The 25452-nt window shown below is 69.9% G+C and carries 27 protein-coding genes and 2 pseudogenes; 23 read left to right on the top strand and 6 right to left on the bottom strand.

Annotation, left to right across the window (positions count from 1 at the left end):
- The first annotated feature begins 3 nt into the window (after nt 1-3).
- The 16 genes from ACIHCL_RS29830 to ACIHCL_RS29755 all read left to right on the top strand — a co-directional run bounded on the left by ACIHCL_RS29830 (nt 4) and on the right by ACIHCL_RS29755 (nt 11212).
- The gene (locus tag ACIHCL_RS29830) at nt 4-798 is read left to right on the top strand and encodes an SDR family oxidoreductase (RefSeq protein ID WP_399866740.1); all 795 of its coding nucleotides are present in this window, start codon (nt 4-6) and stop codon (nt 796-798) included.
- Nucleotides 798-1808 carry an alpha/beta hydrolase gene (locus ACIHCL_RS29825; RefSeq protein ID WP_399866738.1) on the top strand — a complete coding sequence of 337 codons (1011 nt, stop codon included), beginning with the start codon at nt 798-800 and terminating at the stop codon, nt 1806-1808. The genes ACIHCL_RS29830 and ACIHCL_RS29825 overlap by 1 nt, the downstream gene beginning before the upstream one ends.
- Entirely contained in the window at nt 1805-2131 is a 327-nt protein-coding gene (locus tag ACIHCL_RS29820) for a hypothetical protein (RefSeq protein WP_399866735.1), read from the top strand. The genes ACIHCL_RS29825 and ACIHCL_RS29820 overlap by 4 nt, the downstream gene beginning before the upstream one ends.
- Nucleotide 2132: 1 nt before the next feature.
- A complete protein-coding gene (locus ACIHCL_RS29815) occupies nt 2133-2540 on the top strand; it encodes a hypothetical protein (protein WP_399866733.1) in 408 nt (135 codons plus the stop codon).
- 2 nt (nt 2541-2542) lie between these two features.
- Nucleotides 2543-2944 carry a hypothetical protein gene (locus tag ACIHCL_RS29810; protein WP_399866731.1) on the top strand — a complete coding sequence of 134 codons (402 nt, stop codon included), beginning with the start codon at nt 2543-2545 and terminating at the stop codon, nt 2942-2944.
- 38 nt (nt 2945-2982) lie between these two features.
- Nucleotides 2983-4092, top strand: coding sequence for a beta-ketoacyl synthase N-terminal-like domain-containing protein (locus tag ACIHCL_RS29805; RefSeq protein ID WP_399866728.1), 1110 nt, complete (start codon nt 2983-2985; stop codon nt 4090-4092).
- Entirely contained in the window at nt 4089-5021 is a 933-nt protein-coding gene (locus ACIHCL_RS29800) for an ACP S-malonyltransferase (protein ID WP_399866727.1), read from the top strand. Before ACIHCL_RS29805 ends, ACIHCL_RS29800 begins: the two co-directional genes overlap by 4 nt.
- Before the next feature lie 76 nt (nt 5022-5097).
- Entirely contained in the window at nt 5098-5355 is a 258-nt protein-coding gene (locus ACIHCL_RS29795) for an acyl carrier protein (RefSeq protein WP_399866725.1), read from the top strand.
- Entirely contained in the window at nt 5355-5741 is a 387-nt protein-coding gene (locus ACIHCL_RS29790; RefSeq protein ID WP_399866723.1) for a 3-hydroxyacyl-ACP dehydratase FabZ family protein, read from the top strand. Before ACIHCL_RS29795 ends, ACIHCL_RS29790 begins: the two co-directional genes overlap by 1 nt.
- Nucleotides 5738-6268, top strand: coding sequence for a 3-hydroxyacyl-ACP dehydratase FabZ family protein (locus tag ACIHCL_RS29785; RefSeq protein WP_399866721.1), 531 nt, complete (start codon nt 5738-5740; stop codon nt 6266-6268). Before ACIHCL_RS29790 ends, ACIHCL_RS29785 begins: the two co-directional genes overlap by 4 nt.
- Nucleotides 6261-7001: a 3-oxoacyl-[acyl-carrier-protein] reductase gene (gene fabG / locus ACIHCL_RS29780; protein WP_399866719.1), complete on the top strand. Its 741-nt coding sequence runs from the start codon at nt 6261-6263 to the stop codon at nt 6999-7001. Before ACIHCL_RS29785 ends, fabG begins: the two co-directional genes overlap by 8 nt.
- A gap of 26 nt (nt 7002-7027) precedes the next feature.
- A complete protein-coding gene (locus tag ACIHCL_RS29775; protein ID WP_399866718.1) occupies nt 7028-7741 on the top strand; it encodes a 2-hydroxychromene-2-carboxylate isomerase in 714 nt (237 codons plus the stop codon).
- Nucleotides 7742-7843: 102 nt separating this feature from the next.
- Nucleotides 7844-8779 (top strand): alpha/beta hydrolase, encoded by a 936-nt coding sequence (locus ACIHCL_RS29770; protein WP_399866716.1) that lies wholly within the window; start codon nt 7844-7846, stop codon nt 8777-8779.
- A gap of 9 nt (nt 8780-8788) precedes the next feature.
- Nucleotides 8789-9316: a hypothetical protein gene (locus ACIHCL_RS29765; protein WP_399866715.1), complete on the top strand. Its 528-nt coding sequence runs from the start codon at nt 8789-8791 to the stop codon at nt 9314-9316.
- A gap of 43 nt (nt 9317-9359) precedes the next feature.
- Nucleotides 9360-11021: an acyl-CoA carboxylase subunit beta gene (locus tag ACIHCL_RS29760; RefSeq protein ID WP_399866714.1), complete on the top strand. Its 1662-nt coding sequence runs from the start codon at nt 9360-9362 to the stop codon at nt 11019-11021.
- Complete coding sequence (locus ACIHCL_RS29755; RefSeq protein WP_399866713.1) at nt 11018-11212, top strand: acyl-CoA carboxylase epsilon subunit; 195 nt, start codon at nt 11018-11020, stop codon at nt 11210-11212. The genes ACIHCL_RS29760 and ACIHCL_RS29755 overlap by 4 nt, the downstream gene beginning before the upstream one ends.
- A gap of 139 nt (nt 11213-11351) precedes the next feature.
- Here the strand turns inward: ACIHCL_RS29755 and ACIHCL_RS29750 are convergent, their stop codons facing one another.
- The 3 genes from ACIHCL_RS29750 to ACIHCL_RS29740 all read right to left on the bottom strand — a co-directional run bounded on the left by ACIHCL_RS29750 (nt 11352) and on the right by ACIHCL_RS29740 (nt 14490).
- Entirely contained in the window at nt 11352-13178 is a 1827-nt protein-coding gene (locus ACIHCL_RS29750) for an acyl-CoA dehydrogenase (protein ID WP_399866711.1), read from the bottom strand.
- A gap of 333 nt (nt 13179-13511) precedes the next feature.
- Nucleotides 13512-13940, bottom strand: coding sequence for a hypothetical protein (locus ACIHCL_RS29745; protein ID WP_399866708.1), 429 nt, complete (start codon nt 13938-13940; stop codon nt 13512-13514).
- Between the two features lie 76 nt (nt 13941-14016).
- On the bottom strand, nt 14017-14490 hold the full coding sequence (locus tag ACIHCL_RS29740) for an alpha-hydroxy acid oxidase (protein ID WP_399866706.1): 474 nt from the start codon (nt 14488-14490) through the stop codon (nt 14017-14019).
- A gap of 508 nt (nt 14491-14998) precedes the next feature.
- Between ACIHCL_RS29740 and ACIHCL_RS29735 the strand changes: the two genes are divergently transcribed.
- Both ACIHCL_RS29735 and ACIHCL_RS29730 read left to right on the top strand, forming a co-directional pair.
- Nucleotides 14999-15376: an SdpI family protein gene (locus ACIHCL_RS29735; protein WP_399866704.1), complete on the top strand. Its 378-nt coding sequence runs from the start codon at nt 14999-15001 to the stop codon at nt 15374-15376.
- Nucleotides 15377-15470: 94 nt separating this feature from the next.
- Nucleotides 15471-16098 (top strand): annotated as a pseudogene (locus ACIHCL_RS29730) (transposase family protein); the annotation flags it as partial.
- Nucleotides 16099-16379: 281 nt separating this feature from the next.
- Here the strand turns inward: ACIHCL_RS29730 and ACIHCL_RS29725 are convergent.
- Complete coding sequence (locus tag ACIHCL_RS29725) at nt 16380-17630, bottom strand: MFS transporter (RefSeq protein ID WP_399866702.1); 1251 nt, start codon at nt 17628-17630, stop codon at nt 16380-16382.
- Nucleotides 17631-17675: 45 nt separating this feature from the next.
- Between ACIHCL_RS29725 and ACIHCL_RS29720 the strand changes: the two genes are divergently transcribed.
- Entirely contained in the window at nt 17676-18698 is a 1023-nt protein-coding gene (locus ACIHCL_RS29720) for a DUF5937 family protein (protein WP_399866700.1), read from the top strand.
- A gap of 331 nt (nt 18699-19029) precedes the next feature.
- Here the strand turns inward: ACIHCL_RS29720 and ACIHCL_RS29715 are convergent.
- Nucleotides 19030-19302: pseudogene (locus ACIHCL_RS29715) on the bottom strand (maleylpyruvate isomerase N-terminal domain-containing protein); the annotation flags it as partial.
- Nucleotides 19303-19696: 394 nt separating this feature from the next.
- Nucleotides 19697-20488, bottom strand: a complete 792-nt coding sequence (locus ACIHCL_RS29710; protein WP_399866698.1) for an IclR family transcriptional regulator — start codon at nt 20486-20488, stop codon at nt 19697-19699.
- A gap of 608 nt (nt 20489-21096) precedes the next feature.
- On the opposite strand from ACIHCL_RS29710, the gene ACIHCL_RS29705 reads away from it, so the two are divergent.
- Genes ACIHCL_RS29705 through ACIHCL_RS29690 form a run of 4 tightly spaced genes read left to right on the top strand, consistent with a single transcriptional unit; the run spans nt 21097 to nt 25451 of the window.
- Nucleotides 21097-22590, top strand: a complete 1494-nt coding sequence (locus ACIHCL_RS29705; RefSeq protein ID WP_399866696.1) for an ABC transporter substrate-binding protein — start codon at nt 21097-21099, stop codon at nt 22588-22590.
- Nucleotides 22583-23458 carry an ABC transporter ATP-binding protein gene (locus ACIHCL_RS29700; protein WP_399866694.1) on the top strand — a complete coding sequence of 292 codons (876 nt, stop codon included), beginning with the start codon at nt 22583-22585 and terminating at the stop codon, nt 23456-23458. The genes ACIHCL_RS29705 and ACIHCL_RS29700 overlap by 8 nt, the downstream gene beginning before the upstream one ends.
- Nucleotides 23455-24507, top strand: a complete 1053-nt coding sequence (locus tag ACIHCL_RS29695; protein ID WP_399866692.1) for an oligopeptide/dipeptide ABC transporter ATP-binding protein — start codon at nt 23455-23457, stop codon at nt 24505-24507. Before ACIHCL_RS29700 ends, ACIHCL_RS29695 begins: the two co-directional genes overlap by 4 nt.
- On the top strand, nt 24504-25451 hold the full coding sequence (locus tag ACIHCL_RS29690) for an ABC transporter permease (protein ID WP_399866690.1): 948 nt from the start codon (nt 24504-24506) through the stop codon (nt 25449-25451). The genes ACIHCL_RS29695 and ACIHCL_RS29690 overlap by 4 nt, the downstream gene beginning before the upstream one ends.
- Nucleotide 25452: the final 1 nt, after the last annotated feature.

Raw genomic sequence — 25452 nt, 5'->3', positions numbered from 1 at the left:
TCGATGGAAACACCTCTCGAAGGCTCCTGGGCGCTCGTCCTGGGCGTCTCCAGCGGCATGGGGCTCGCGGTCGCCCGTGAACTGGCGCACCAGGGCGTCAACATCCTCGGTGTCCATTTCGACACGGCCTCCGGCCAGGAGAAGGCGGAGACCGCCGCGGAGGAGCTGCGCTCCCTCGGCGTCCAGGCCCACTTCCACAACGCCAACGCGGCCCGCGCCTCGACGCGTAACGAGCTGGTCCCGCTCTTCGCCGGACTGACCGGGGAGCGTGGCATCCGCGTCCTCGTGCACTCGCTGGCCTTCGGCACGCTCGTCCCGTTCCTCCCCGCCGAGGGCACCCCCGGGGTGTCCGAGCGGCAGATGAACATGACGCTCGACGTGATGGCGAACTCGCTCGTGTACTGGACGCAGGACCTGTACGCGGCCGGGCTGCTGCGCAAGGGCGCGAAGGTGTACGCGATGACCAGCGCCGGGGACTACAAGGTCTCGCCCAACTACGGCGCGGTCTCGGCCGCGAAGTGCGCCCTGGAGGCGCATGTGCGCCAGCTCTCCGTGGAGCTCGCGCCCAGCGGCGTCGCGGTCAACGCGCTGCGCGCCGGCGTCACGGTCACCCCGTCGCTGGAGCGCATCCCCGAGCACCGGGCGCTCGTCGAGCGGGCGACGGACAACAACCCGCACCGGCGTCTGACGCGCCCGGAGGACGTCGGCGAGGCGGTCGCCCTGCTCTCCCGCACCGAGTCCTCGTGGATCACGGGCAACGTGATCGGCGTCGACGGTGGGGAAGTCCTCACCGCCTGATGAACGACAAGGAAGCCATGAACGTCACGGAGTCCGGACCCGGCGGCCCGGCACGGCGGGCCGCCCGGCTGCTCGCCGCGCCCGTCGGGGCGGTGCGCGGGGCGGTCCACGGCGTGCGCCACGCGTACCGGCTGTACCACCCGCCGCAGAGCCGGGTCGGCCGCACCCCGGAGAACAAGGGGCTGTCCGTCCGCCCGATGCGGGTCGTCACCTCGCGGGACCGGATCCCCCTGGCGGCGTGGGTCGTCCCCGGGAAGGGCCCGCACACCGTCGTCGTCTGCCACGGGGTGGAGCGGTCCAGGTCCAGCACCCTCGGCCACATCGAGATGCTGCACCGGGCCGGACACCACGTGGTGGCGTACGACATGCGCAACCACGGCGAGAGCGGCGGCGACCGGCGGATCGGCCGAATGGCGGTGCGGTACACCAGCGACCTGCTCGACGTGCTGCGGAGCGTGGCCGCCGACCCCGAGGTCGGCGGCGGGCGGCTGGCGGTGCTCGGCTTCTCCTTCTCGGCCTGGCCGGCGCTGTACGTGCTGCGCGAGGCCGGTCCGCCGGTGAGCGCGGTGATCACGGACAGCGGGCCGATGTTCGACATCCCCTCCGGGCTCGGGGCCTTCGCCGACCTGCGGCGCGGGTCGCTCCCGGAGCATCTGAGAGCCCCTGTGGCGTTCGGCGCCTACCGGTGGGCGTTCCGGACGGCGGCGCTGCGCATGCTCGGGCTGAAGGAGTGGCCGCCGGACCTCTCGCACGTGCCGGCCCGGTTGATGTTCGTCGCGGGCGGCGAGGACTTCGTCGTCCCCCAGGAGCAGGTCGGCAGGGTCGCCCGGTGCTTCCCCGGGGCCGAGTTCTGGGTGGCACCCCACGCGATGCACATGAACGCGATCCGCTTCGACCGGCAGGAGTACCGCACCCGGGTGCTGGAGTTCCTGTCGGCCGCCTTCGCCGCCGGCGACGAGCCGTCCGGCGAGGTTGTCCCCCTACACGGAACGGAAGGCCACGGCCGGTGACCGACATGCTGCTGATCGAGAGCGACGCCCCCGCGCCGGGGCCGGGCGGCGACCGCTTCGTGGAGGATGCCGTGCACCTGGCCGGGGCCGGGCACCGCACGGCGCTGTTCCTCGTCGACAACGCCGTCTTCTCGGCGCTGCCCGGCGCCGTGCCGCGCGTCGAGGAGTTCGTCGCGCGGGGCGGGGAGTTGATGGTCGACGTCTTCTCCCTGCGGCAGCGCGCCCTGGACGCCGGTGACCTGCTGCCCGGGGCCCGGCCGGTGGAGATGGACGACGTGACCCGCAGACTGCTCGACCCGCAGACCAAGGTGGTGTGGCACTGACATGGCTTCGACCCTTCCCCGTTCCGACGTCCTGCTCGCGGTGTTCGGCGGGCCGCACCGCACCGACCTGGTCAGCACGGTGTTCCGGATGGCGCACTCGCTGCTGGACCAGGGGGCGAGCGTGCAGGTCTGGACGTGCGGGGACGCCACCGGCCTGACGCGTGCCTCGCTCGGCGACAGCAAGCCCCGCAACGTCGTGGACTGGACCCGCGACTACCCCACGACGGCCGCCGTCGCCCGGAGCCTGATCGCGGACCACCCGGAGCGGCTGCACTGGTACGTGTGCCGTTTCTGCTCCGACGAGCGCGGCATGGGCGAGCAGATCCCCGAGGTCCGCCGTCGGCCGCCGTTCACGTTCTGGCAGCACACCGAAGCGGCCGGCAAGTCCCTGTGCCTGGGGGTGTGCTGACCGTGTCCGCACCGACCCTGCCCGCCCTGGTGATGGTCGAGCGCGCCTACCGGGGCGCCGTGGAGAGCCAGTTCGCCGACGTCCTGTACATCGTCCGGGAGCTGAACCGCCAACTCGGCGGAGTGCACCTGGCGTTCCGGGGCCAGGCGGTGACGTACGCCGTCGAGGCACCCGGCCACGAGCCCGTACTCACGCTCGGCAGCCGCACGATCGACACGCTGCCGGACCCGCGGCGGTCCGTCCGGACCCTGCTCGACGAAGGCGTGAGCGTCTGGGCCGAACAGGCCGACGTGGACCGGCTCGGCGCCTCGCTGCCGGACCGGCTGATCCCCGGCGTGCGCACGCTGCGGCCGGGGGAGCTGGCCGCGAGCTGGCCCACGTACACCCAGGTGTGGTTCATGTGACCCCGCCCGCCGGCACGACCGAAGGAGAGAACCCAACGATGGCCACCGCTGCCACTCGCGGCCCGCTGATCTCCGCATGGGCGGCCGTGTCGCCCTGGGGCGACAGCGCCGCGGACTTCAGCTCCGGTCTCGGCGAGGCCCGCCGGACCGACCAGCCGGTCGACCAGGACCGCTGGCCCGTCCCGTACGAACGCGCCTGCCTCGTACCGGACTTCGACGTACGGGCGGCCCTCGGCCGCAAGGGGACGCGGTCCATGGACCGGACCACCGGGCTCGCCGTGACCGCCCTGGGCCGGCTCGTCGGGGAGACCCGGCTGCCCGGCGTCGGCCCGGACACCGGCCTGGCGCTCGGCACCAGCACCGGCAGCGCGCAGAGCATCATGGACTTCACCCGTGACTCGCTCGTCGGCGAGAAGCCGTTCTTCGTCGACCCGGCCCGCTTCCCCAACACGGTCATGAACTGCGCCGCCGGGCAGTCCGCCATCTGGCACGGGCTGAAGGGGCCGAACACCACCATCGCCGGAGGCCGCGCCACCGGGCTGCTGGCCCTGCGGTACGCCCTGCGGCTCCAGCGGGCCGGGCGGGCCGGGACCGTGCTGTGCGGGGCGGTCGAGGAGTTCTCCACGGCCCGCGCCTGGCTGGAGTGGCACACCAGCGGCGGTACGCGCACGGGCGCGCCGCTCGGTGAGGGCGCAGCGTTCTGGCTGATGGAGGACGAGGAGCGGGCGCGGGAGCACGGCCGGTCCGGGCTGGCGCGCGTGGAGGGGCTGGAGTTCGGCTTCGCCTCCGAGCCGCAGGAGATCCGCGGTGTGCTCGCCGACTGCCTCCGCCGGGTCCACGAACACAGCGGGGCCCGCCCCGACGAGGTGTGGGCGGTGGCCGGTTCGGGTCTGGCCGGACCGGACGGCGACGCCGAGCGGGAGGCCCTGGGCGACGTCCTGGGCGACCACACGCCGCAGGTGCTGTCCTGCGCCGAGCTGATCGGCGACACCTACGCCGCGTCGGCGGCCTTCCAGGTCACCGCGGTCCTCGCGCGGGCCGGGCAGGACCCCGCCTCCGCGGGCCGCACCGCGCTGGTCACCTCCGTCGAGCGGGACGGCGTCGTGGCCGCAGGCCTCTTCCGCCTGCTGGACGGGGAGGAACGGTGACCGGCGCGGACGGCACCGCCCTGCTCTTCCCCGGGCAGGGCGCCCAGCGCGCCGGCATGGGGGAGGTCTGGCGGGACTGTGCCTCGTGGGAGCTCATCGGCACCCTGTCGGAGCACACCGGCGCGGACGTCGAGGAGCTGCTGCTCAAGGCGGACGACGAGACGCTGCGGCGGACGGACCTGGCCCAGATCGCGGTGTTCTCGACCGCGGTGCTGGCCCTGTACGAGGCCCGCGCGGCCGGCCTGCACGGCACCGCGTACGCCGGGCACAGCCTCGGCGAGTACGTCGCGCTCCACGCGGCGGGCGCGCTCACGCTCCCGGCGGCCGCCGCACTGGTGGGCGAGCGGGGGCGGGCCATGCGGCAGGCGGCCGCCGAGGAGCCGGGGTCCATGGCCGTGCTCGTCGGTGCGGACGCCGCCGCGGTGGACCTGCTGGTCGCCTCGGCGCACGCGGACGGCCACCGGATGTGGGTCGCCAACGTGAACTGCCCCGGGCAGATCGTCGTCGCGGGCACCCATGAGGGCATCGCCCATGTGGACGGGGCCGCCGGGGACCACGGCGCGAAGGTGATCCGGGTCCCGGTCGGCGGTGCCTTCCACACCCCGCTGATGGCCGGGGCGGGCGAGCGCCTGTCGCGGGCGCTGCGCTCGGTGCGGTTCGCGCCCCGGCACGAGCCGCTCGTCGCCAACGCCGACGCGCGTGTCCACACCGGCGCGGACGTCGACTGGCGGGACCTGGCGGTCCGCCAGCTCACCGGCCCCGTCCTGTGGGAACGGAGCGTGGAGGTGCTGCACGACGAGCTCGGCTGCCGCCGTTTCGTCACGCTCGGCCCCTCCGGGGTGCTCGCCGGCATGGTCCGGCGCATCCGCCCCGAGGCCGCCGTCACCACCCTCGACACAGCTGAACGGGCGGCGGCCCGGGTCTCCTGAGCCCGGTGTCGTACGCCTGCCATCCGAACCGAACACCAGAGAAATCCGAACCGAACACCAGAGAAAGAGGCTGAACATGTCCGACGCCACCATCCAGCTGGACCTCGAGGACCTGCGCCAGACCGTCGCCGACATCCTCGACGTGGACGAGGCCGAGCTGACCGACGATGCGCACTTCGTCGAGACGCTCGGGGTCGATTCCCTGATGGCCCTGGAGGTCATGGTCGTCCTGGAGAAGAAGTACGACGTCAAGCTCGGCGAGGAGGAGCTGAAGGAGGTCACCTCGCTGAAGAAGGCCTATCACCTGCTCGCCGCGAAGCTCGAGGCCAAGTGATGCGCACGCTGTGCACACCGGTGGACGGCACGCCGGAGGTGACGGACGTCCGGGACGGCGGCGCCACCACCCGGGTCACCGTGTCCTCCGACGAGCGGGTCTTCCCCGGCCACTACCCCGGCTTCCCCATCTTCCCCGGGGTGTGCGTCGTCGAGTACGTCCATCTCGGGGCCCTGGCGACGCTGCCCGCCACCGAGGGGGAGTGGGAGCTGTCCGCGGTGGAGACGACGAGGTTCCTCTCGCCGGTCTTCCCCGGTGACGTCCTGACCACCGAGCTGGCGTGGTCGCGGGACGGGGAGGCGTGGCGCTGCAAGGCGGTCGCCTCCTCTCCGCGGGGCAGCGCCGCCCAGGTCAGGCTCCGCTTCGAGCAGAGGAGTCCGCGATGAGCGGTACGCCCATGGGAACAGCCGGCATCAAGGCCGTGCTGCCGCACCGCCACCCCATGCTGCTGGTCGACCGGGTGGTCGGCCTGGTGCCGGGGGAGCGCCTGACGGCGCTGAAGGCGGTGACGTGCAACGAGCCCTTCTACGAGGGGCTTTCGGAGAAGGCTTCGGAGGAGGACCACGACTACCCGCGGGTCCTGGTGATCGAGTCGTGGTGCCAGGCCGCCGGTGTCCTGGTCGCCGCCGAACGCCCCAACCCGGATGTGCTGAGCGGCCAGGTGATGCTGTTCGGAGGCATCTCCGACGTGCGGTTCACCGGCCGGGTGCGGCCGGGTGACGTCATGGAGCACGATGTCCGCCTGACCCGGTCGCTGACCGACACGGTGATCTTCGAGGGGGAGTGCCGGGTGAACGGCGAGGTGGTCGCGGAGATCGGCCGGGTCGTCATGGCGATGCGCCCGGCGTCGGAACTGACCGAAGGGACGCGGCAGGGTGCCGCGGGCGGCGAACAGGGGGACCGGGATGTCTGAGAGCACCACCCGCACGGCGCTGGTCACGGGCGGTTCGCGCGGTCTGGGCCGCGCGACCGTGCTGCGGTTGGCCGACGACGGGTACGACGTGGCGTTCTGCTACACGGCGAACGAGGACGCGGCGCGCACGCTGGAGAAGGAGGTCTCCGAGCGCGGTGTGCGGGTGCTGTCGGCGCGGGCCGACGTCTCCGACCCGGTCTCGGCCAAGGCGTTCGTCACGGCCGCGCAGGAGGAGTTCGGCGCGCTGGACCTCGTCGTCACGTCGGCGGGGATCGTCCGGGACAACCCGCTGCTGATGATGCGGGACGAGGACTGGAACCGGGTCGTCGAAGTCAACCTCAACGGCACGTACTACATCTGCCGTTACGCGATCTTCGAGATGATGAAGCGCAAGTCGGGCTGCATCGTCAACATCTCCTCGGTCGCGGGGGTCCACGGCAACGCCACGCAGAGCAACTACTCCGCGTCCAAGGCCGGGATCATCGGTTTCACCAAGGCGGTCGCCAAGGAGGTCGGTCCCTACGGCATCCGGGCGAACGTGGTCGCGCCGGGCTTCATCGAGACGGACATGACCGCGTCCCTGACCGGCGACGTACGCGACCGGGCCCTCAAGAGCATCCCGCTGCGCCGGCTCGGACGGCCGGAGGAGGTGGCCGACCTGGTCGCCTTCCTGGCCCGCGCCGACTACGTCACGGGGTCGGTCTTCCAGGTCGACGGCGGAATCGTCCTCTGAACCCCGAGCCAAGGAAGGCGCGCACGATGAGACGCGACAGCACCCCGCGCTTCTACTTCTCGCTCCGCAGCCCCTACTCGTGGCTCGCCCACCACGACCTGGTGCACCACTACCCGGACGTGGCCGCCCAGGTGGAATGGCGGCCGTTCTGGGAGCCCGACCCCGCCTCCCGGGAACTTCTGCGGGAGGCGGGCGGGGAGTTCCCGTACGTGGCGATGTCCCGGGCCAAGCACCTCTACATCCTCCAGGACGTGCGCAGGCTGGCGCGGGAGCGGGGACTGGAGGCGGCCTGGCCGATCGACCGGGACCCCTGCTGGGAGGTGCCGCACCTGGCGTACCTGGCGGCGGCGGACGCGGGGCTGGGTGAGGAGTTCGTCGCCCTCGTCCACCGAGTGCGCTGGAACGAGGGACGCGACATTTGCGACCCGGCTACGATTGCGGCAGTGGCAACGGAGTTGGGGCTGGGTCAGGACCGTCTCGCCAAGGCGTCCACCGACCCGGAGCTTCGTGAGAGGGGGGCCGGGGCACTGCTCGCCGTCCACCGGGACGGTGTGTTCGGTGTTCCCTTCTTCGTGAACGGTTTCGAGAAGTTCTGGGGGGTCGACCGGCTGCCGGCGTTCGTCGAGTCGGTCCGTGCGCGTACGGGCGCCGCACCGGCACGGCCGGATACGGCCGCGGCGTCCCCGGACCTGACTCCCGCCCCCGGTGGAGACCAGGGCCACGCCGGAGGGTGCGGCTGAGGCGTTCCCCGTCGCCGGTTCCCCGTCGGCGAGGCGGCCACCCGCGCCCTCCATGGTTTCCACTACGACCAGCGACGGAAGCACCGACGAGGAGGCACACCCATGTCCCCAGCCCCGGAACGAGACGGGCCGAAGAGATACCCGCCGTTGACCCGCGCGTTGTCGGTGGCGGCCCTGCCGCTGGCACCCGTCTTCGGGCTCCTGCTGTCCTACATGCTGTTCCACCCGCCCCGCCGCCCGCACCACAAGGGGCCGCGGGACGTGGGACTGCCGGAGCCGGAGGAGCTGCGGGTCGGCATCGGCGGCGGCAAGCAGGTGCACGCCTGGCTCTGCCCGGGGGACACGGACCGCATCGTGGTCGTCGGCCACGGCATGGGGCTGAGCAAGTCGGCCACGCTGGGGCACGCCAAGTTCCTGCACGACGCGGGGTACACCGTGTGCCTCTTCGACCACCGCAACCACGGTCTGAGCAGCCAGGACCGCTCGGTGAGCGGTCTCAGCGGCAAGTTCACCAGTGACGTCCTGGCGCTGGTGCGGCTGCTGCGGTCCCGCGAGGAGTACCGGTCGGCGAAGGTCGCGGTGTACGGCTTCTCCTTCTCCACCTTCCCGATGCTCTACTCGCTGAGGGACGACGACTGCGAGGTCAACGCCGTCATCTGCGACAGCGGTCCAGGCCTCGAACTCGACCCGCTCTTCCGGAACTTCATCGACGCCAAGGTCCTGCCGATCCCGGCGGCCCTGCGCGCCATGCCCGCCCGGTGGGCGCTGGAGGGGACGCTGAGCAGCGCGGGCGTGGCCATGCTGCGCTCGGAGTGGCCGCCGCCGGTCACCGGCCGGTACGCCGACACCCCGCTGCTCTTCATCGCGGGCGAGGAGGACCGGATCCTGCCGGCCTCGTCGGTCGACGGGCTCGCCGCCCGGTACTCGCACGCCGAGGCCCACGTCCTGCCTGGTATCGGTCATCTCCAGGGGCTCAAGGAGGCCCCGGAGAAGTACACCTCGACCGTGCTGGACTTCCTCCAACGGGCGATGGGCTAGGGAGACGTCGTGAAGCTGCCGCAGGTCTGGGGGGTCCGCGAGGACGAGGTCCGGGCGGTCTATCCCTGTGACGGCCTGCTGGAGGCGCCACGGGAGCAGTGGTTCCGGGCGGTCACCGTGCGTGCCGACCGGGCCACCGTCTTCCGCTGGCTATGCCAGCTGAAGGTCGCGCCGTACAGCTACGACCTCCTGGACAACCTCGGGCGGCGCAGCCCCCGGGTTCTGACTCCGGGCGCCGAGCACCTGGAGAACGGCCAGCGGGTGATGTACATCTTCCGGCTGGCCGCCTTCGAGCCCGACCGCCACCTCACGGTGGTGCTGGACCAGCCGAGGGCGCTGCGGTTGTTCGGCGGTTTCGCCCTCTCGTACACCCTCACCGAACAGGCGCCGGGGGTGACGCGGCTGGTGGCCAAGCTGGTCGTCGGCGACGACGACGGGGTCCTCGGCCGGCTGCGCAGGCCCCTGATGTCCTGGGGGGATCTGTTCATGATGCACAGGCAACTGCACACCTTGCGCAAGCTCGCCGAAGGGCGATGACCCCGCCGGAGGGCGGGGCACAGACAACGGGGGGAAGGACGCCATGACGATCACCAGTGAGCGGCAGCCCGCGGAGGCCGGCCAGGGCGAGGCGCCCGGCCCGGCTACCGGGTCCGTCACCGGCCCGGCCGCCGGTCCGGGCCCGGAGGTCACGCCCGGCCACGGCGAACTCGTCGAGCAGCTCGCGCTCCGCCGGCAGGAGGCGCGGGACGGGCTCAGCGAGCGGGCCACCGAGGTCCAGCACGCCAAGGGCAAGCTGACGGCCCGGGAGCGCATCGAACTCCTGCTGGACAAGGGGTCGTTCAATGAGGTCGAGCAGTTCCGCAGGCACCGGGCCACCGGCTTCGGCCTGGAGAACAGGCGGCCCCTCACCGACGGCGTGGTGACGGGCTGGGGCACCGTGCACGGCCGCACGGTCTTCGTGTACGCCCATGACTTCCGCATCTTCGGCGGCGCCCTCGGCGAGGCCCACGCACAGAAGATTCACAAGATCATGGACATGGCCCTGACGGCGGGGGCGCCGCTGGTGAGCCTGAGCGACGGGGCGGGCGCCCGCATCCAGGAGGGGGTCACGGCACTCGCCGGATACGGCGGCATCTTCCAGCGCAACGTGGCCGCGTCCGGGGTGATCCCGCAGATCAGCGTGATCATGGGGCCGTGCGCGGGCGGCGCGGCGTACTCGCCGGCGCTCACCGACTTCGTGTTCATGGTGCGCGGCACCGCCCAGATGTTCATCACCGGGCCCGACGTCGTGCGCGCGGTCACCGGTGAGGAGATCTCGCACGACGGGCTGGGCGGGGCCGACGTGCACGCCACCACGTCGGGTGTGGCCGCGTTCGTCCACGACTCGGACGAGGAGGCGCTCGAAGACGTCCGGTACCTGCTGTCCCTGCTGCCCTCCAACAACCGGGAGCTGCCGCCCGCCGAGCCCACCTCCGATCCGGCGGACCGCCTCAACGAGGCGCTGACGCGGATCGTGCCGGTGGACGGCAACCGCCCCTACGACATGCGCGAGGTCGTGGGGGAGATCGTCGACGACGGCGAGATGTTCGAGGTGCACAGCGGCTGGGCCACGAACGTGCTGTGCGTGCTGGCACGGCTGGACGGCCAGGTCGTCGGCGTCGTCGCCAACCAGCCGTCCGTCCTGGCCGGGGTGCTCGACATCCACGCCAGCGAGAAGGCGGCGCGCTTCGTCTCGTTCTGCGACGCCTTCAGCATCCCGCTGGTCACGCTGCTCGACGTGCCGGGCTTCCTGCCGGGGATCGACCAGGAGCACGCGGGTGTGATCCGCCACGGCGCAAAGCTGCTGTACGCGTACTGCAACGCCACGGTCCCGCGGATCCAGGTGATCCTGCGCAAGGCGTACGGCGGCGCCTACATCGTCATGGAGTCCCTGTCGATCGGCGCCGACCTCTCGTACGCCTGGCCGACCAACGAGGTGGCGGTGATGGGGGCCGAGGGCGCGGCCAACGTGGTCTTCCGCCGGGAGATCGCGGCCTCCGACGACCCGGAACGCACCCGGCACGAACGCATGACCGAGTACCGGCGCGAGCTGATGCACCCGTACTACGCCGCCGAACGCGGGCTGGTGGACGATGTCATCGATCCCGCGGAGACCCGGGCCACGCTGATCCGGGGGCTGCGGATGCTCCGCAACAAACACAAGGTCCTGCCGGACCGCAAGCACGGGAACCAGCCCGCGTGAGCGCGCGGCCGGTTCCCGACGTGGTGGTGGTGCGCGGCGAGCCCGACGCCGCGGAGCTCGCGGCGGTGACCGCGGTCCTGTGGGCGGTGCGCGGGCGCGAGGAGGAGGAGCCGGAGCCGCGGACAGCGGCTCCCTGGCGGCGCGGGGCGGGCCCCTTCGTCGCCCCGGCGTCATGGACTCGCCGGGGCTGACGGGCCCAGGGCCGCCCGCCCCGGCCTCATGGACACGCCGGGAGCGACCGGGCCCGGTGCTACCCGCCCCGTCCGGGGCGGACCGGTCGGGGCGGGCCGAGGCGGTCCGGACCCGGTGTGCGGGGCGGGCGGCCGGCGGTCAGAAGGCCGACTCGGGCAGGTCCATCAGCGCGTTGTCGGTCTTCTCGGCCAGCCGGCGCGCGACGGCCACGCCCGGCAGCACCTCGGCGGCGAAGAACGAGGCCGCCGCCACCTTCCCGGCGTAGAAGTCCCGGTCGTCGCCCCTGGCTTCGGGCACCCTGGCCGCCGCCACGGCCGCCCCGCGCTGGAGCAGATAGGCGACGAGCACGTCCCCGGCGGCCATGAGCAGGCGCGTGGTGTTCTGGCCGACCCGGTAGAGGGCCGTGGAGTCCTGCGCGCTCTCGGTCAGCTGCCGCACCATGGCGCCGGTCATCGCCTCCAGGTCGTCGACGGCACCGGCCAGTTCCGCGCGGGCCGCCGTCAGCGCCTCGCCGCCGGCCGCCTCGGCGAGGAACTTCCTGATCTCCTTGGCGAGCGCGTCGAGAGCCCGGCCCTGGTCGCGGACGATCTTCCGGAAGAAGAAGTCCTGGCCCTGGATGGCGGTGGTGCCCTCGTACAGGGTGTCGATCTTGGCGTCGCGGATGTACTGTTCGGCCGGGTACTCCTGGAGGTACCCGGAGCCGCCGAAGGTCTGGAGCGACTGCGCGAGCTGCTCGTAGGCCTTCTCCGAGCCGTAGCCCTTCACGACTGGCAGGAGCAGGTCGTTGAGCGCGCGGGCGGCGGAGGCGTCCTCGCCCGCCCTCGTCCTGAGCGCGATCTCGTCCTGCACGCACGCCGTGTACAGGACCAGCGTGCGCAGGCCCTCCGCGTACGCCTTCTGCGTCATCAGCGAGCGCCGTACGTCGGGGTGGTGCGTGACGGTGACCCTGGGGGCCGTCTTGTCGGCGGCCTGGGTCAGATCCGGGCCCTGGACCCGCTCCCTGGCGTACGCCAGGGCGTTCAGGTAGCCGGTGGAGAGGGTCGCCATGGACTTCGTGCCGACCATCATCCGCGCGAACTCGATGATCTTGAACATCTGGCGGATGCCGTCGTGCCGCTCGCCCAGCAGCCACCCCTTGGCGGGGTGTTCGCCGCCGAAGGTCATCTCGCAGGTGTTGGACGCCTTGAGGCCCATCTTGTGCTCGACGTTGGTGGCGTGGACACCGTTGCGCGCCCCCAGCTCGCCGGTCGCCGGGTCGAACTCGTACTTCGGTACGAGGAAGAGGGACAGGCCCTTGGTGCCGGGACCGGCCCCCTCGGGGCGGGCGAGGACGAAGTGCACGATGTTCTCGGAGAGGTCGTGCTCGGCGTTGGTGATGAACCGCTTCACGCCCTCGATGTGCCAGCTGCCGTCCTCCTGGCGTATGGCCTTCGTGCGGGCCGCGCCGACATCGGAGCCGGCGTCAGGCTCGGTGAGTACCATCGTCGCGCCCCACCGGCGGTCGACCATCAGCCGGGCGAGGGTGTGCTGTTCCTCGGTGCCCAGTTCGTGGACCACACCGGCGAAGCTCGGGCCGCCGGAGTAGAGCCACAGGGCCGGGTTGGCGCCCAGGACCAACTCGGCGAACGCCCAGTACAGGGAGGGCGGGGCGTCGGTCCCGCCCAGCTCCGCGGGCAGGGCCAGCCGCCACCACTCGCTGTCCATGAACGTCTCGTAGGCCTTCTTGAACGACGCGGGAAGCGGGGCGGTGCCGGTCGCCGGGTCGAAGACCGGGGGGTTGCGGTCGGCGTCGACGGCGGAGTCCGCCAGCTGGTGGACCGCGAGCCGCTCGATCTCGGTCAGGATGTGTTCTGCCGTCGCCGGGTCGATCTCGGCGAAAGGGCCGGTCCCGTACACCGAGGTGCGGTCCAGGACCTCGAAGAGGTTGAAGGTGAGGTCACGGAGGTTGGAGAGGTAGTGGCCCATGGGTAGCAGCTCCGTCTCTGTGGGGTGGTGGCAACCGGCGAGAGGCCATGGCGCCGCACCGCGCCGGCGGTATGCCGAACAGAGTGCTACTGGCAGGTAGGTCAGGGCAACAGGCCCACGTCCCCAGGGCGTCGAGACGGCAGGTTCCTGCCATGTACGACGGTGCGGAGGGTTCGTAGGCCGGAGGTGTGATCGAGGCCGCGACAGCCCCGGGCTCGACGCAGCTGCAGCCACCTCCCGCCCGTTCGGCGACCGTGCGAACACGAGCACGTCCGGGACCCGAGCTGTATGCGAGGGTCCCGGACGCGTTTCTTCGTGCACGCTTGATGGATACTACGTCGCGTCCCCCGCGACGGTCGCGGTGACGAACGCGTGAAGGCGATCGAGCCCATCAGTAATCTGATGTAGCGTCAGTACGCTGCAAAATAGACGCAGTTGACGCTTGCCGCCCGTCCCCTCGTAGAAGTGGCTCATCGGTGTCCACAGCACACCGTGCTGGCGAGCCGCCTCCTCCAGTGCCGAGTCGTCCGCGGTGAAGGGGACGTCGACGACGACGAAGAATCCGCCGGACGGTCTGTTCCAGGACACCGGGAACGGCCCGCTGTCGGGGAACCGTGCGGCCAGTCCGTCGAGGAGGAGCCGACGGTTGCGCCGGTAGACGTCGATCTGCCGTTTGTTCGCGGTGACCAGGCTGTGGTCGTGTTCCAGCAGCTTGCCACCGATCACCGCCTGTGCCAGCGGGGAGGTGTTGACGGTGATCATGCTCTTTACCTTGGACAGTTCATCGACTGCAGAGCGGGGTCCGCCAGCGCGGGATGGAGCTCGCTCAGCGATCCCGTCACCTCGCGCTCCCCTCCCCACGCCGGAGTTCGAGTGCCCGTACCACGGCGAGATCCGCACACCCGGACAGCGCCATGGCGTCGACCAACTCGTCACGCAGGATGCCGAGTACGCCGGTGACTCCGGGTTCTCCCCCTGCCGCGAGCCCCCACAACACCGGACAACCCACGAGGACGGCGTCCGCGCCGAGCGCCAGCGCCTTGAGCACGTCCGTGCCGGATCGGATGCCACTGTCCACCAGCACCTCGCACCGGCCCGCGACCGCGGCGCACACCCGTGGCAGCGCGTCGGCGGTGGTGACCGCGCCGTCCAGTTGTCTGCCGCCGTGGTTGGACACGACGACGGCGTCGGCGCCGAGACCGGCGGCCGTCACGGCGTCCTCGGGATGCAGCACTCCTTTCAGTACCAGGGGCAGCTCGGTTCGCGACCGCAGCCATGCCACGTCGTCCCAGCCCAGCGACGGATCCACCACCAGATCGGTGTGCTGCGTGGTAGACGAACCCCGAGCACACCGCGTTCAGGTCGAAGGCGGGTACGCCCGCCAGGTCGAGGCGGCTCACCACAAAGGGAGCTGTCGCAGGGCAAGGATGATCCGGCGTAGTCGTCGCCACTACGACCACGTCCACCGAATCGGCCCGCGACGACTTCAATGCACGTGCAGCCGCCATGACGGCGAGATCCGACGTCGCCGTCGAGGGGTCGACGATGAATCGCTGACAGATGCCGGTTCGCTCCCTGATCCAGTGAGCCATTTTCAACCTGACGGGTGGTTGGACCGGTGACCCGTGCGGGGCATGAAGAAAGCTCCTGGCGGACTGGTGATTTCGGCCGTGAACCCGACCACCGGTAGCCTTATTCATGCTGCAGCCGGGGCCACCCATCCGCCCTCCCGTCAGATCGGAGACTGCTCACTGGTTGGCACGTGTGGCCCCCGGCCCGGTAGGGATGGGATTTTGCACTTGCCAGGAAGGGAAACGTTGATGGCTTCCGATATAGCGGGGCTGGTATCGATCCTGTTCGGGGTGATAGTCGTCTCCGCGGCGTCCACCTGGACGGCCCGTGCGGGAGCTAAAGGGGAGTTGACGCGCAATGGCTCTGTCGGGCTCCGCACACGGCACACCCAGACTTCCGATTCGGCCTGGCAAGCCGGCCATGCCGCAGCGCTGCCACTGCTGACCAGAACTGTCTGGGTTGCCGTTATCACCATCGTGCTCGCGGCCCTGGTCCAGCTTTCGTCCGGTGGGCCGTGGGGAATCCTCGTCGGGGTATGCGGCATGGTGGTCGAGGTCATCATGCTTGTAGTCGCCACGAGGGCGGCTAACCGAGCAGCGAAAGACGCTGAGTCGTTTCCAACCTGACGGGTGGTTGGACTGGCACCCCGGCAGCAGGCATGGGGAAAGCTCCTGGTAGACGGGTTCACGACCAAGATCACCAGTCCGCCAGGAGCTTCGTGTGCTTGTCTGCCCGTCCGGCATCGATCTGTCCAGCCGCAACCTGCAACACCTCGCCGGTCTCCTCGCAGGTCACCGCCGTCGGATCGGCTCCCGGTGGCGGCGCCTGACCTGCGGCCGACAGGCCCTGCTCGTCCTGGCCCACCTGCGCTGCGGCGACACCTACGCCCGCCTCGCCGCGGGCTTCCGCATCGGGATCGCCACGGCCGACCACTACATACGCGAGGCCGTCGACCCTCTGGCCGCCCTCGCGCCCACGCTGGAACAGGCCATGACGACCGTCCGGAAAAAGGCGTACGTGATCCTCGACGTCACCGTGCTGCCAATCGACCGCATCGCCGCCGACCAGCCGTACTACTCCGGGAAGAAAAAGCACCACGGGATGAACGTGCAAGTCCTCGCCGATCCCGCCGGACGCCTGATCTGGGCCTCGGACGCACCGCCGGGAGCCACACACGACCTGACCGCGGCCCGGACCCAGCGTTCCCGCCGCCCTCGCCGCACACGACATCAAGTGCTGGGCCGACAAGGCGTACCAGGGCGCCGGCCCTACGATCCGTGTCCCGATCCGTGGCAAGCACCTGCGCGGCCGGCGCCGACGTCACAACCGGGACCACGCGAAGATCCGCATTCCCCTGGCTTCGAATCCAGAGAGGGGAATTGGTGTATTTCTGTGGGTATCTGTCGACGTTCGTGGAAGGTGATCGGTGGATGACGGTTTGAGCGCGTCGGGAGGCGAGAATCGGAAACGATGGCGAAAACACTCCTGCCCGAGGTCTCGCGGCGGAGGGAATGAGCCCCCGCGGAACCGTTTCTCTGGAAGTCGGAAATCTTCCCTCTTCGACCGTATGCAGCTACAGGCCGCGCGGCCCCCGTTTTCGCCGGTGCACATATTTCAACTGTGTACGCGTCACGGCCTTTTGGCGTGATCGTTTTCGCTGGGGGAGGGGAGACGGGCCTCGTCGAACGCGCGACGTGAGAGGTTGCGCCAGACCAGCGCGATGCCCACGGCCTGGGCGGCGGCCGCGACGCCCCATACGGTGTCGAGCCCCCACGAGGCCGCGACCAGACCGCCCGCCGCCGCACCGAGCGGCGCGACGCCCCATGAGAGGGCTCGATGGCTGGTCAGCACCCGCCCCAGCAGCTCCGGCGGAGTGAACCGCTGCCTGCTCGACTGGGAGCCGACATTCCACAAGAACGTCACGAATGAGTGAAGGGCCAGTACCGCGCCCACCGAGGCCCAGTGCGCCGCTACGACTCCGAGCAACAGTTTGCAGACGACCTCACAGGCCATCGCGGCCCGCATCGTCACCGGATAGCCGAGCCGGGCGATGACCCGGCCCGAGAGCGGGGCCGCGGCGGCGAAACCCACGGCCATGCAGGCCAGCAGCACGCCGTACCACCAACGATCGAGATGAAGGACCCGCTCGACGTAGAGCACGAGCGTCGCGTATCCCATGAACCAGGCGAACGACGCGGCCGAGACCTCGACCGTGATCGACCGGAGCAGCCGGTTGCCGAACAGATAGCGCAGGCCCAGCTTCACCTCGTGCACCGGGCGCAGGCGTGTGACCGGAGGCTGCACGTCCGGAGTCCGCAGCCGCGTCGAAAGCGCCAGCGCGACCGCCGAGGCGGCAAGTGCCGCCCAGCCCACGGAGACCGGGTTCCAGACCACGAGAAAACCGGCCACCGGCGGGACCAGAAAACGCACGACGCCCACATCGATGAACAGCAGCCGTGAGTTCGCCGCGTCCAGACCGGTCGGCCCCACCACCCACGGCACGAGGGCACCGCGCGTACCTTCCCCGATCACCTGCCCCGCGACGAGCACGAACGCCGCGGCCATCAACACCGACAACGACGCCGCGCCCATCAGGACCGCCACCACGAGGCCCAGGTACGCGACCGCCTGCACAGCCAGCGAGACCCCGAGCAACGACGACTTGCGGACACGGTCGATGAGCACGCCGACAGCCAACGGCAGGACCACCCACGGCGCCTGACTCGCCGCCGTCACCAACGAGACACTCTTGGGATCCGCGGTGAGGGACACCGCCATCACCGACAACGCCGCAAGCAGCAACCCCTCCGCCCCCGATGCGCACAGTGCAATGCCCTGCAGCTTCCGCCAAGCCGATGGTCGTGCAACGGTGCTCCCCATACCCGCATGATCCCCGAGCCCGACACGCCCCCGTATGTTTCACCTGTGGCTAAACAGTCGAGTGCGCAACAGCAGGCGGTCGCGCTCACCGGCCGAGTCGCCGAAGGAGCACGCTTCTCGGTGTCGCCGCTGTGGGAGACGGTGTCCGGCCTCCGCGCCGTCGCCCGCCCCCGACTCCAGACCGTGCACGCGCGGTGGGCCGCCTGGGCCGACGACCGCCTCGCGGATCTGCGGGACGACCGGTGGTTCCGGCTCCTTCTGCGGTTATTGACCTCCGGAGCCGAGATTCCGGAGTTCCTCGTGGTCACGCCTGGCCTGCGTTCGGTCCCCATCGACACCGAGATAGAGGCTGTGATCGCCACCCCCGCGGTGCGTGTGCGCGCCGCGTTCGATGCGGCCTTCGGGCCGCACGAACTCCCTGCGGACATCCGCGCGCTCGCCGACCGGCCCGAGGAGACGTGCCGACTGCTCGCCGAACGGCTCGCCCTCTGCCACGACGCCGTGATCGCGCCGATATGGTCCCGGCTTGCAGGTGTGCTGGAAGGCGACATCGAATGGCGCGCGAGACAACTGGTGGAGTTCGGCCTGCCTCATGTCGTGCCGAGACTGCACGACTCGGTCCGATGGATCTCCGGATCGATCGTCATCGGTGATCCGGCACGGGCGACCGCCCGGGCCGCGAGCGATCGCGACCTGGTGTTCGTGCCCTCGGCGTTCGTCTGGCCCGACGTCTATCTGAGGTACATCCCGCACCGGACCGCGCTCTGTTACCCGGCCCGGGGGTTCGGCTCGCTGTGGCAGCGGACCCGTACCCCGTCGGGCAATTCGCTCAAGGCGCTGCTGGGGCGCAACCGTGCCCGCCTGCTCTGCACGCTGGAGCGTCCAGCGACCGTGACCGAACTCGCCAACTGCCTGGGAATCACCCCCGGCGCGGTGTCACAGCACTTGGCGTTGCTGAGGGCGGCCGGTCTGGTGGTCAGCAGACGCAACGGCCGGGAGACCACGTCGCTGCGCACGGCCCTGGGACATGCCCTGGTAGATGGACAGCTACCTGGGACACCGGCCTGATGGCCATTCAGAAATCCGGCGAGAAGAACTTGCGCAGATGGGCGTGCGCTCATCGGCGGCGGTTCGGGCGGTTCAGTTCGAGGCGGACGGCATTGACGCCTGAGGTTGCCCCGTCGTTCGGAAGGCGCTGATCAGCTGGTCAGAAGTGGGTTGACGGGTTCGCTCGTTCGATCGTTGCCTGCTCGGCGTAGTACTTCTCTACGAACTCGATGGGGCCCCTCGGTCTTGATCAGCATCCGCAGGTTCTCCGCCAGGGCATCGTCGTACGCGTCACCGACGGCCCCGATGCTCGCCGCGATGCCGGCGGCGTCCAGGTGCTCGGCGAGGTCTATGCGGCGGCCAGCCGGGGGAGCAGCGCATCGAGGGGGTCCTCACCGGTCGGTGGTTCGTCCAGGAGGCCCCAGTAGGTGACCGCGTCCGTGGTTGGTTCGGTTTCGGTGGGCGTGACCAGGATGATCAGGACGTCCTGGGCGTCGATGACCAGGTGGCAGACCAGGTCCCGCACGAGCCAGCCGGTACAGCCGGACGGCCGCTCGAAGTCCTCGTCCGGTAGTTCGGCGACCGCCATGCGCAATGCTGTCCAAGAGTGTGAGAAGAGATCCACTACGGCACGGTAGGCCGGACTCGGAACGGCGGACAAGCGAGTTCGGACGGTCGGCTCGTGTATCCAACCGCTCTTCCGTGACGTCTTACGGGCTGCCCCGCGATCAATCGCGGGGCAGCCCGTTACCGCCCACCGTCAGCAACGTCGGCTCGTCCCTGTTCGTCGAAAGGGTCCGCGAGACAGGCCTTGACCAGGCGATATCCGCCGTCGATCAGCTCCGGCGTCCGGACGGACGCGCCCCGGATGCGCTGCGCCGCGGCGGTCGAGGGTGACCGTGCCGAACTCGCCCCGATGAAGGCGGTCGGCGTGGCTGGGGGACGAGCTTGCCCGGGCCCTGGGACGGGATCGAAAGACGCTCGGAATCGGGTGGTGCGGCCCCGGCTTGCGGGGCCTGTCAAAGCACTGCTCCGAGGCGGGTGGAGATCTCGTCGGCCGCCGCGGTCACCAGTGGTACCAGCTCCGGCACCTTCTCGCGGGGCAGCCGATCCACGGGTGCCGACACGCTGAGTGCCGTCGTGCAGGCCCCCGACTGGTCGAAGACCGGGGCCGCGACGCAGCGGATGCCCTCCTCGTGCTCCACGTCGTCGACGGCGTAGCCGATCTCCCTGATCTCGCTCAGCGCGGCTTTCAACTCGGCGGCGGTGGTGATGGTCCGGGAGGTGAATGCCGGCATACCGTTCTCGATCACCAGATCGACTGTTTCCGGTGAGGCGTGGGCCAGCATGGCCTTTCCGACACTGGTGCAGTATGCCGGTGCGCTGTTGCCGATCCGGGAGAACATCCGGACCGGGTGCGCGGTCTCCACTTTGTGGATGTAGACGATGCTCGGGAAGTCCGCGACAACCAGGTGGACGGTCTCGCGGGTCCGCGAGGCGAGTTCCTGCAGGACGTCATGCATGCTCCTTGGCAGGTCCAGGCCCGCGAGATAGGCATTGCCCAGTTGGGCGTTGCGTCGGCCCAATCGATAGTTCCCGGAAGGGAGTTGTTCGACGAGGCGGGCTTCCAGGAGCGGCTGGAGCAGCCGGAACAAAGTGCTCTTGTTGAGGCCGACTTTCTCGGCGAGTCCGGTGAGTGGGTATCCGGTCCCGTCGGTCTCTTCTCCGAGTTTCAGAAGGATGCATATCGCCCGGCGTAGTGACGCCGAGTTGTTACGAGGTTTTGGTGCAGGGCTCAGCTCCCGGCTCACCTTGGGGTGCTCCTCTCTTCACTGAAAGCGCGACAGGTGCTCATGGTGGTGGTTCGTTTCCGTTTTCGGGAATGAAAAAGAGTGAGAGTGCCCCGTCTCTTTCAGGCAGGGGTGGTCGCGCTCTCGCAAGGCGGAATGTTCTCAAGAGTTCCATGCGTGCCGACATCGTGGCTCGTAGCCGGGCAGATGGAGGGGTGGGCACACCATACGACCAGGTCATGGTTTTTCAAACACCGGGCGGACTCGACTGTGTGAGGCATTGGGTATCGCCTGGCGCTGCCGACGGGCCGGGCTCGCACGATCCGGCGGGCGGTGGGCCAGGGCGGGAGATTCTCCCCCCAGGGCCCTTTCGGTCGGTTTCTCTTTTTGGGATGGCCGGGCCTTGACAGCACTGTGACACGCCAGCAAACATTCTGCAATGCACGCAGCTCGATCGCATTGCAAAACGCGATCCAATTGCAGTGCAGATCCTTCCAGAATTTGCACTGCAAAATCCTTCGCCTTGCGGCATATCAGTGGCCCTGAAGAGAGTTCAGAGGCGCTCTGAGACCTACCCTCCGAAGAGGTCAGAGATGAAAATGCAGCCCAGATTTGCCTTCCGTTCCGCTGTGGGCGCGATAGCCTGCTCAACGGCCGTGGTCGCCGTGGGGTGTTCGGCCCCGGCCGGCGGCACGTCGGCCAAGGGCATCACCGTCGCCGAGACGTCCGCGCCCTCCACGCTCGACCCTCAGGGATCGGCCCTCTACGCCGACCGTTTCGCCTGGCAGCTCTCCTACCAGTGCCTGATGACCACCACACCGGACGGGAAGATCGAGCCGGAGCTGGCCACCGGCTACGAACGGTCCTCGGACGGGCTCACGTACACCTTCGAACTCCGCAAGGGCGTCACATTCCACAACGGCGAGACGCTGACGGCCGCGGACGTCGCCTATACCTTCGACCGGCTCAAGAGCAGTCCCGACGGGATCGACAAGGAGCTGTTCCCCACCTTCGACCGAGCCGAGGCGGTCGGTGACTCCTCCGTCAGGTTCCACCTGAAGAGCCCCGACGCCGGATTCATCAACAACATGGCCAACCCCCTGGTCTGGGGCTGTGCCGTCATGAGCAAGAAGGCCGCCGCCTCGGGGAAGCCGGCGACCAGCATGGTCGGCACCGGGCCGTGGGCCCAGGAATCGTACCGTCCCAACAGCGAGCTGAAGCTCAAGCGGTTCGACGGCTACTGGGGCAAGAAGACCGCGTCGGACCGGCTCGACGTCCTCTACGTCCCCAGCTCCTCCACCCAGGTCAACAACCTCAAGGCGGGAGCCGTCGACCTCATCTTCACCGGCACCTCCAGCGCCCGGACGCTCTCGGGGTCCGACAAGATCGAGGTCAAGAACGTCCCGACGGACTCCACACTCTTTCTCCAGGTCAACAACCTCACCAAGCCCTTCGACAACGTGAAGGTCCGTCAGGCCGTCGCCCTCGCGCTCGACCGCACCGCCCTCGCGGAGGCCGCCTACAGCGGCGGCGGCGCGCGTGCCAGCGTCTACATACCCGATGGCGAGCCCTGGGCGCCCAAGCCCGCGGACCTGCCGAACTCGACCCAGGACGTCGCCAAGGCCAAGGCGCTCCTTGCCGAAGCCGGTTTCCCCAACGGCTTCTCCACCTCCCTGATGTACATCAGCGGTTACGACCCCGGCACCAACGACCTCACCGCGGCCATCCAGGCCCAGCTCGCCAAGGTGGGCATCAAGGTCACGCTGGATCCCCTGGAGCGCGGTGCCTGGCTCGACAAGCTGACGAACGCCAAGCACGCCCTCAGCTGGAACTCCCAGTCCTCCTACCCCGACCCCTACCAGTACGTCGCACCCGCCGACGGCCGTCAGGGCCCCGTCCCGTCCGCGCTGAAGAAGCTCCTCGACGAGGCCCTGCGCGCCAAGGACCAGGCGGCCTACCAGCAGGCGCTCATCGCCGTGGAGAAGTGGGAAGCCGAGAACGTCTACCCGACCGTCACCCTGCTCGCGACGAACATCCTGGTCGCGCACCACAGGGGGCTGAGCGGAGTCGAGATGCCGCCGAGCCAGAGCCGCGCCTTCCTGGCCCAGGTCAGCCGTGGCTAGCACTTCTGGGAACGGGCGCGCCCCCGGCGGCGCGCCCGCGACGGCCCACGAGCCGGGGCCGCTGCTCACGGTGGACGGACTCACCGTCCGCTACGGGTCCGCGAAGCGGCCCGCCGTGGACGACGTCTCCTTCACGGTCTCGCGCGGTGAACGCGTGGGACTGGTCGGGGAGTCCGGGTCCGGCAAGTCCACGCTGGCGGCGGCCGTCCTGCGGCTGCTCCCGGCGACGGCCTCGGTCAGCGGCGGCATCACCCTGGACGGCCACGATCTGGCGGCGCTCGGACCGAGGGAACTGCGGGCTCTGCGCAGCACCCTGATGGCCCGTGTCCCACAGGACCCGCTCGGCAACCTCAACCCGGTCTTCACGATCGGAAGGCAGCTGTCCGACGTGGTGTCCGCGCACCGCAAGCTCGGTCGCGGCGAGCGCACCGAGATCATCGAGGACGCGCTGCGCCGGGTCGGTATCGGCGACGCCGCGGTCAAGCGGCGCAGCTATCCGCACGAGCTGTCGGGCGGTATGCGCCAGCGCGTCATGATCGCCATGGCCCTGCTCAACCACCCTGATCTGCTGATCGCGGACGAGCCCACCACCGCACTGGACGTCACCGTTCAATCGCAGGTCATCGAGTTGCTGCGGGAACGCGTGGCCGGTTCGGGCATGACGCTCCTGCTGATCTCTCACGACGTCGGAGTGGTCTTCGAACTGTGCACGACCGTGATGGTGATGTACGAGGGGCGGATCGTGGAGCGGGGCACGGCCCGGGAGGTGCTGAGCAGCCCCTCCCACCCCTATACCCGGTCCCTGCTCGCCGCCGCGCACGGCGGGGCCTTTGATGGTGGTCCTGATCCCCGGAAGGTGACGGCATGAGTGGCAATCAGTCTCCGCGAGGTGCCGCCGGGCGGCCGGACCTGGTACTCGAGGTCCGGGACGCCGTCAAGCACTTCCGGATGAGGCGCACCGGTCTGACGGGCGGACGTCCGCAGGTGCACGCGGTGGACGGGGTCAGCCTGCGGCTGCGCGCCGGACGGACCCTCGGCCTGGTAGGTGAGTCGGGCTGCGGGAAGTCGACGCTGGGGCGGCTGATCACCGGCCTCGACGCCCCGACCTCCGGTTCGGTCCTGGTCGGCGGCCAACTGCGGCAGGCCGGCGCCGGCACGGGCGGAAAGGTGCAGGCTGTGTTCCAGGACCCGGCGAGCGCGCTGGATCCGCGCATGACCGTGCGCGCCAGCATCGCCGAGGCCCTGCCCGGCGTGGACGTGCCCGAGCGTGAGGAACGCGTCGCCCGTGCTCTCGATGCTGTGGGACTGCTGCCCGAGTACGGTTCCCGCTACCCCCACCAACTCTCCGGCGGCCAGCAGCAGCGCGTCTGCATCGCCCGCGCGATGGTCGCCGGACCGGATCTCGTCCTGCTCGACGAGGCGGTCGCCTCGCTGGACGCCTCGCTCCAGGCCCAGGTCCTGGACCTGCTGGAACGGCTCCAGCGCGAGACCGGTACCGCATACGTGTTCATCTCTCACGACCTGCGCGCGGTGCGCCGGATCAGTCACTCGATGGCCGTCATGTATCTCGGTCAGATCGTGGAGGAGGCACCGGCGGAGGCGTTCGACCGGGGACTGCTGCACCCGTACGCCGTCGCCCTTCGCTCGACCGAGCCCGGCATCTTCCAGGGCGACGCGCCCGTCGAACGCATCGTGCTGAGGGGCGAGCCGCCGAGCGCGGTCGACCCGCCGGCCGGCTGCCGGTTCGCACCGCGCTGCCCGATCGCCGACGCCCACTGCACCCGGGTCGCGCCCGAGCTCACGGAAGTGACGGCCGGGCACCGGGTGCGCTGTCACAGACCTGGCGGTCTGACGCTGACACAGGTCGCGGACACCCGAACCGTCACAACGGGTGCTGATCTGGGAGGAGAGTCTTGATCCTCTACCTGGCCAAGAAACTGACCAGTGCCCTCGGCGTCCTGCTGGTGCTCTCGGCACTGGTGTTCTTCGCCGGCCGGGGGCTGGTGCCGGGCAACGCCGCGGCGGTGATCGCCGGGCCCAAGGCCTCGCCCGAGACGATCGCCGCCATCGAGCACGAACTGGGCCTGGACCAGCCGCTCCTGAGTCAGTACTTCGACTGGCTGTCGGATGCGGTACGCGGGGACTTCGGTCTGTCGCCGATCTCCGGGCAGGAGAACCTGGAGGTGATCTCCCAGCAGGCTCCGGTCTCCTTCCAGCTGGCGCTGATGGGGCTGCTCATCGCGGTGCTGATCGGTCTGCCGGTCGGCGTGATCGCGGCAAGCCGCTCCGGCAAGGGGCTCGACTGGGGCATCCGTCTCCCCCTCCTCGTGGTGTTCGCCTTCCCCGGGTTCGTTTCCGGTTCCTTCGCGCTCTACCTGGCTGCGAACCACCTGACCAACCTCTACTCGGCGAGCTACATCCCGTTCAGCGTCAACGGCATGGGAAACCTCCAGACGATGTTGCTGCCGGCGCTGGCCGTCGGCATTCCCACGGCACCGCTCGTCGCCCAGATGACCCGTTCCTCGATGATCGAGATCCTTGCCCAACCGCATGTCACCACGGCACGCACGAACGGCATCGCACCGTGGCGCATCACGTACGTCTACTCGCTGCGCGCCGCCCTGCCGCCGGTGCTCACGCTGATCGGTTTCATCTTCGGCTTCCTCGTCGGCGGCCTGTTCATCGTGGAGGAGATCTTCAGCCTGCCGGGACTGGGGCGCGGTGTGCTCGCCTCGATCTCGGACCGGGACTTCTCCCAGCTCACCGCCCAGGCACTCGTCATCGCCGCCGCGTTCATCGTCGGCAACCTGCTCGTCGACATCGCGCTGCCGTTCGTCGACCGCCGAATCATCCACACCTAGG

This window comes from Streptomyces sp. NPDC052042, from assembly GCF_044548345.1.
Classification (GTDB): domain Bacteria; phylum Actinomycetota; class Actinomycetes; order Streptomycetales; family Streptomycetaceae; genus Streptomyces.
This window is presented reverse-complemented; position numbering and strand designations above follow the sequence as displayed.

Coding starts and splice junctions, on each gene's coding strand:
- ACIHCL_RS29830 (WP_399866740.1), top strand. CDS start 4: ATGGAAACACCTCTCGAAGGCTCCTGGGCGCTCGTCCTGGGCGTCTCC.
- ACIHCL_RS29825 (WP_399866738.1), top strand. CDS start 798: ATGAACGACAAGGAAGCCATGAACGTCACGGAGTCCGGACCCGGCGGC.
- ACIHCL_RS29815 (WP_399866733.1), top strand. CDS start 2,133: ATGGCTTCGACCCTTCCCCGTTCCGACGTCCTGCTCGCGGTGTTCGGC.
- ACIHCL_RS29805 (WP_399866728.1), top strand. CDS start 2,983: ATGGCCACCGCTGCCACTCGCGGCCCGCTGATCTCCGCATGGGCGGCC.
- ACIHCL_RS29795 (WP_399866725.1), top strand. CDS start 5,098: ATGTCCGACGCCACCATCCAGCTGGACCTCGAGGACCTGCGCCAGACC.
- ACIHCL_RS29790 (WP_399866723.1), top strand. CDS start 5,355: ATGCGCACGCTGTGCACACCGGTGGACGGCACGCCGGAGGTGACGGAC.
- ACIHCL_RS29785 (WP_399866721.1), top strand. CDS start 5,738: ATGAGCGGTACGCCCATGGGAACAGCCGGCATCAAGGCCGTGCTGCCG.
- fabG (WP_399866719.1), top strand. CDS start 6,261: ATGTCTGAGAGCACCACCCGCACGGCGCTGGTCACGGGCGGTTCGCGC.
- ACIHCL_RS29775 (WP_399866718.1), top strand. CDS start 7,028: ATGAGACGCGACAGCACCCCGCGCTTCTACTTCTCGCTCCGCAGCCCC.
- ACIHCL_RS29770 (WP_399866716.1), top strand. CDS start 7,844: ATGTCCCCAGCCCCGGAACGAGACGGGCCGAAGAGATACCCGCCGTTG.
- ACIHCL_RS29760 (WP_399866714.1), top strand. CDS start 9,360: ATGACGATCACCAGTGAGCGGCAGCCCGCGGAGGCCGGCCAGGGCGAG.
- ACIHCL_RS29750 (WP_399866711.1), bottom strand. CDS start 13,178: ATGGGCCACTACCTCTCCAACCTCCGTGACCTCACCTTCAACCTCTTC.
- ACIHCL_RS29745 (WP_399866708.1), bottom strand. CDS start 13,940: ATGATCACCGTCAACACCTCCCCGCTGGCACAGGCGGTGATCGGTGGC.
- ACIHCL_RS29735 (WP_399866704.1), top strand. CDS start 14,999: ATGGCTTCCGATATAGCGGGGCTGGTATCGATCCTGTTCGGGGTGATA.
- ACIHCL_RS29725 (WP_399866702.1), bottom strand. CDS start 17,630: ATGGGGAGCACCGTTGCACGACCATCGGCTTGGCGGAAGCTGCAGGGC.
- ACIHCL_RS29695 (WP_399866692.1), top strand. CDS start 23,455: ATGAGTGGCAATCAGTCTCCGCGAGGTGCCGCCGGGCGGCCGGACCTG.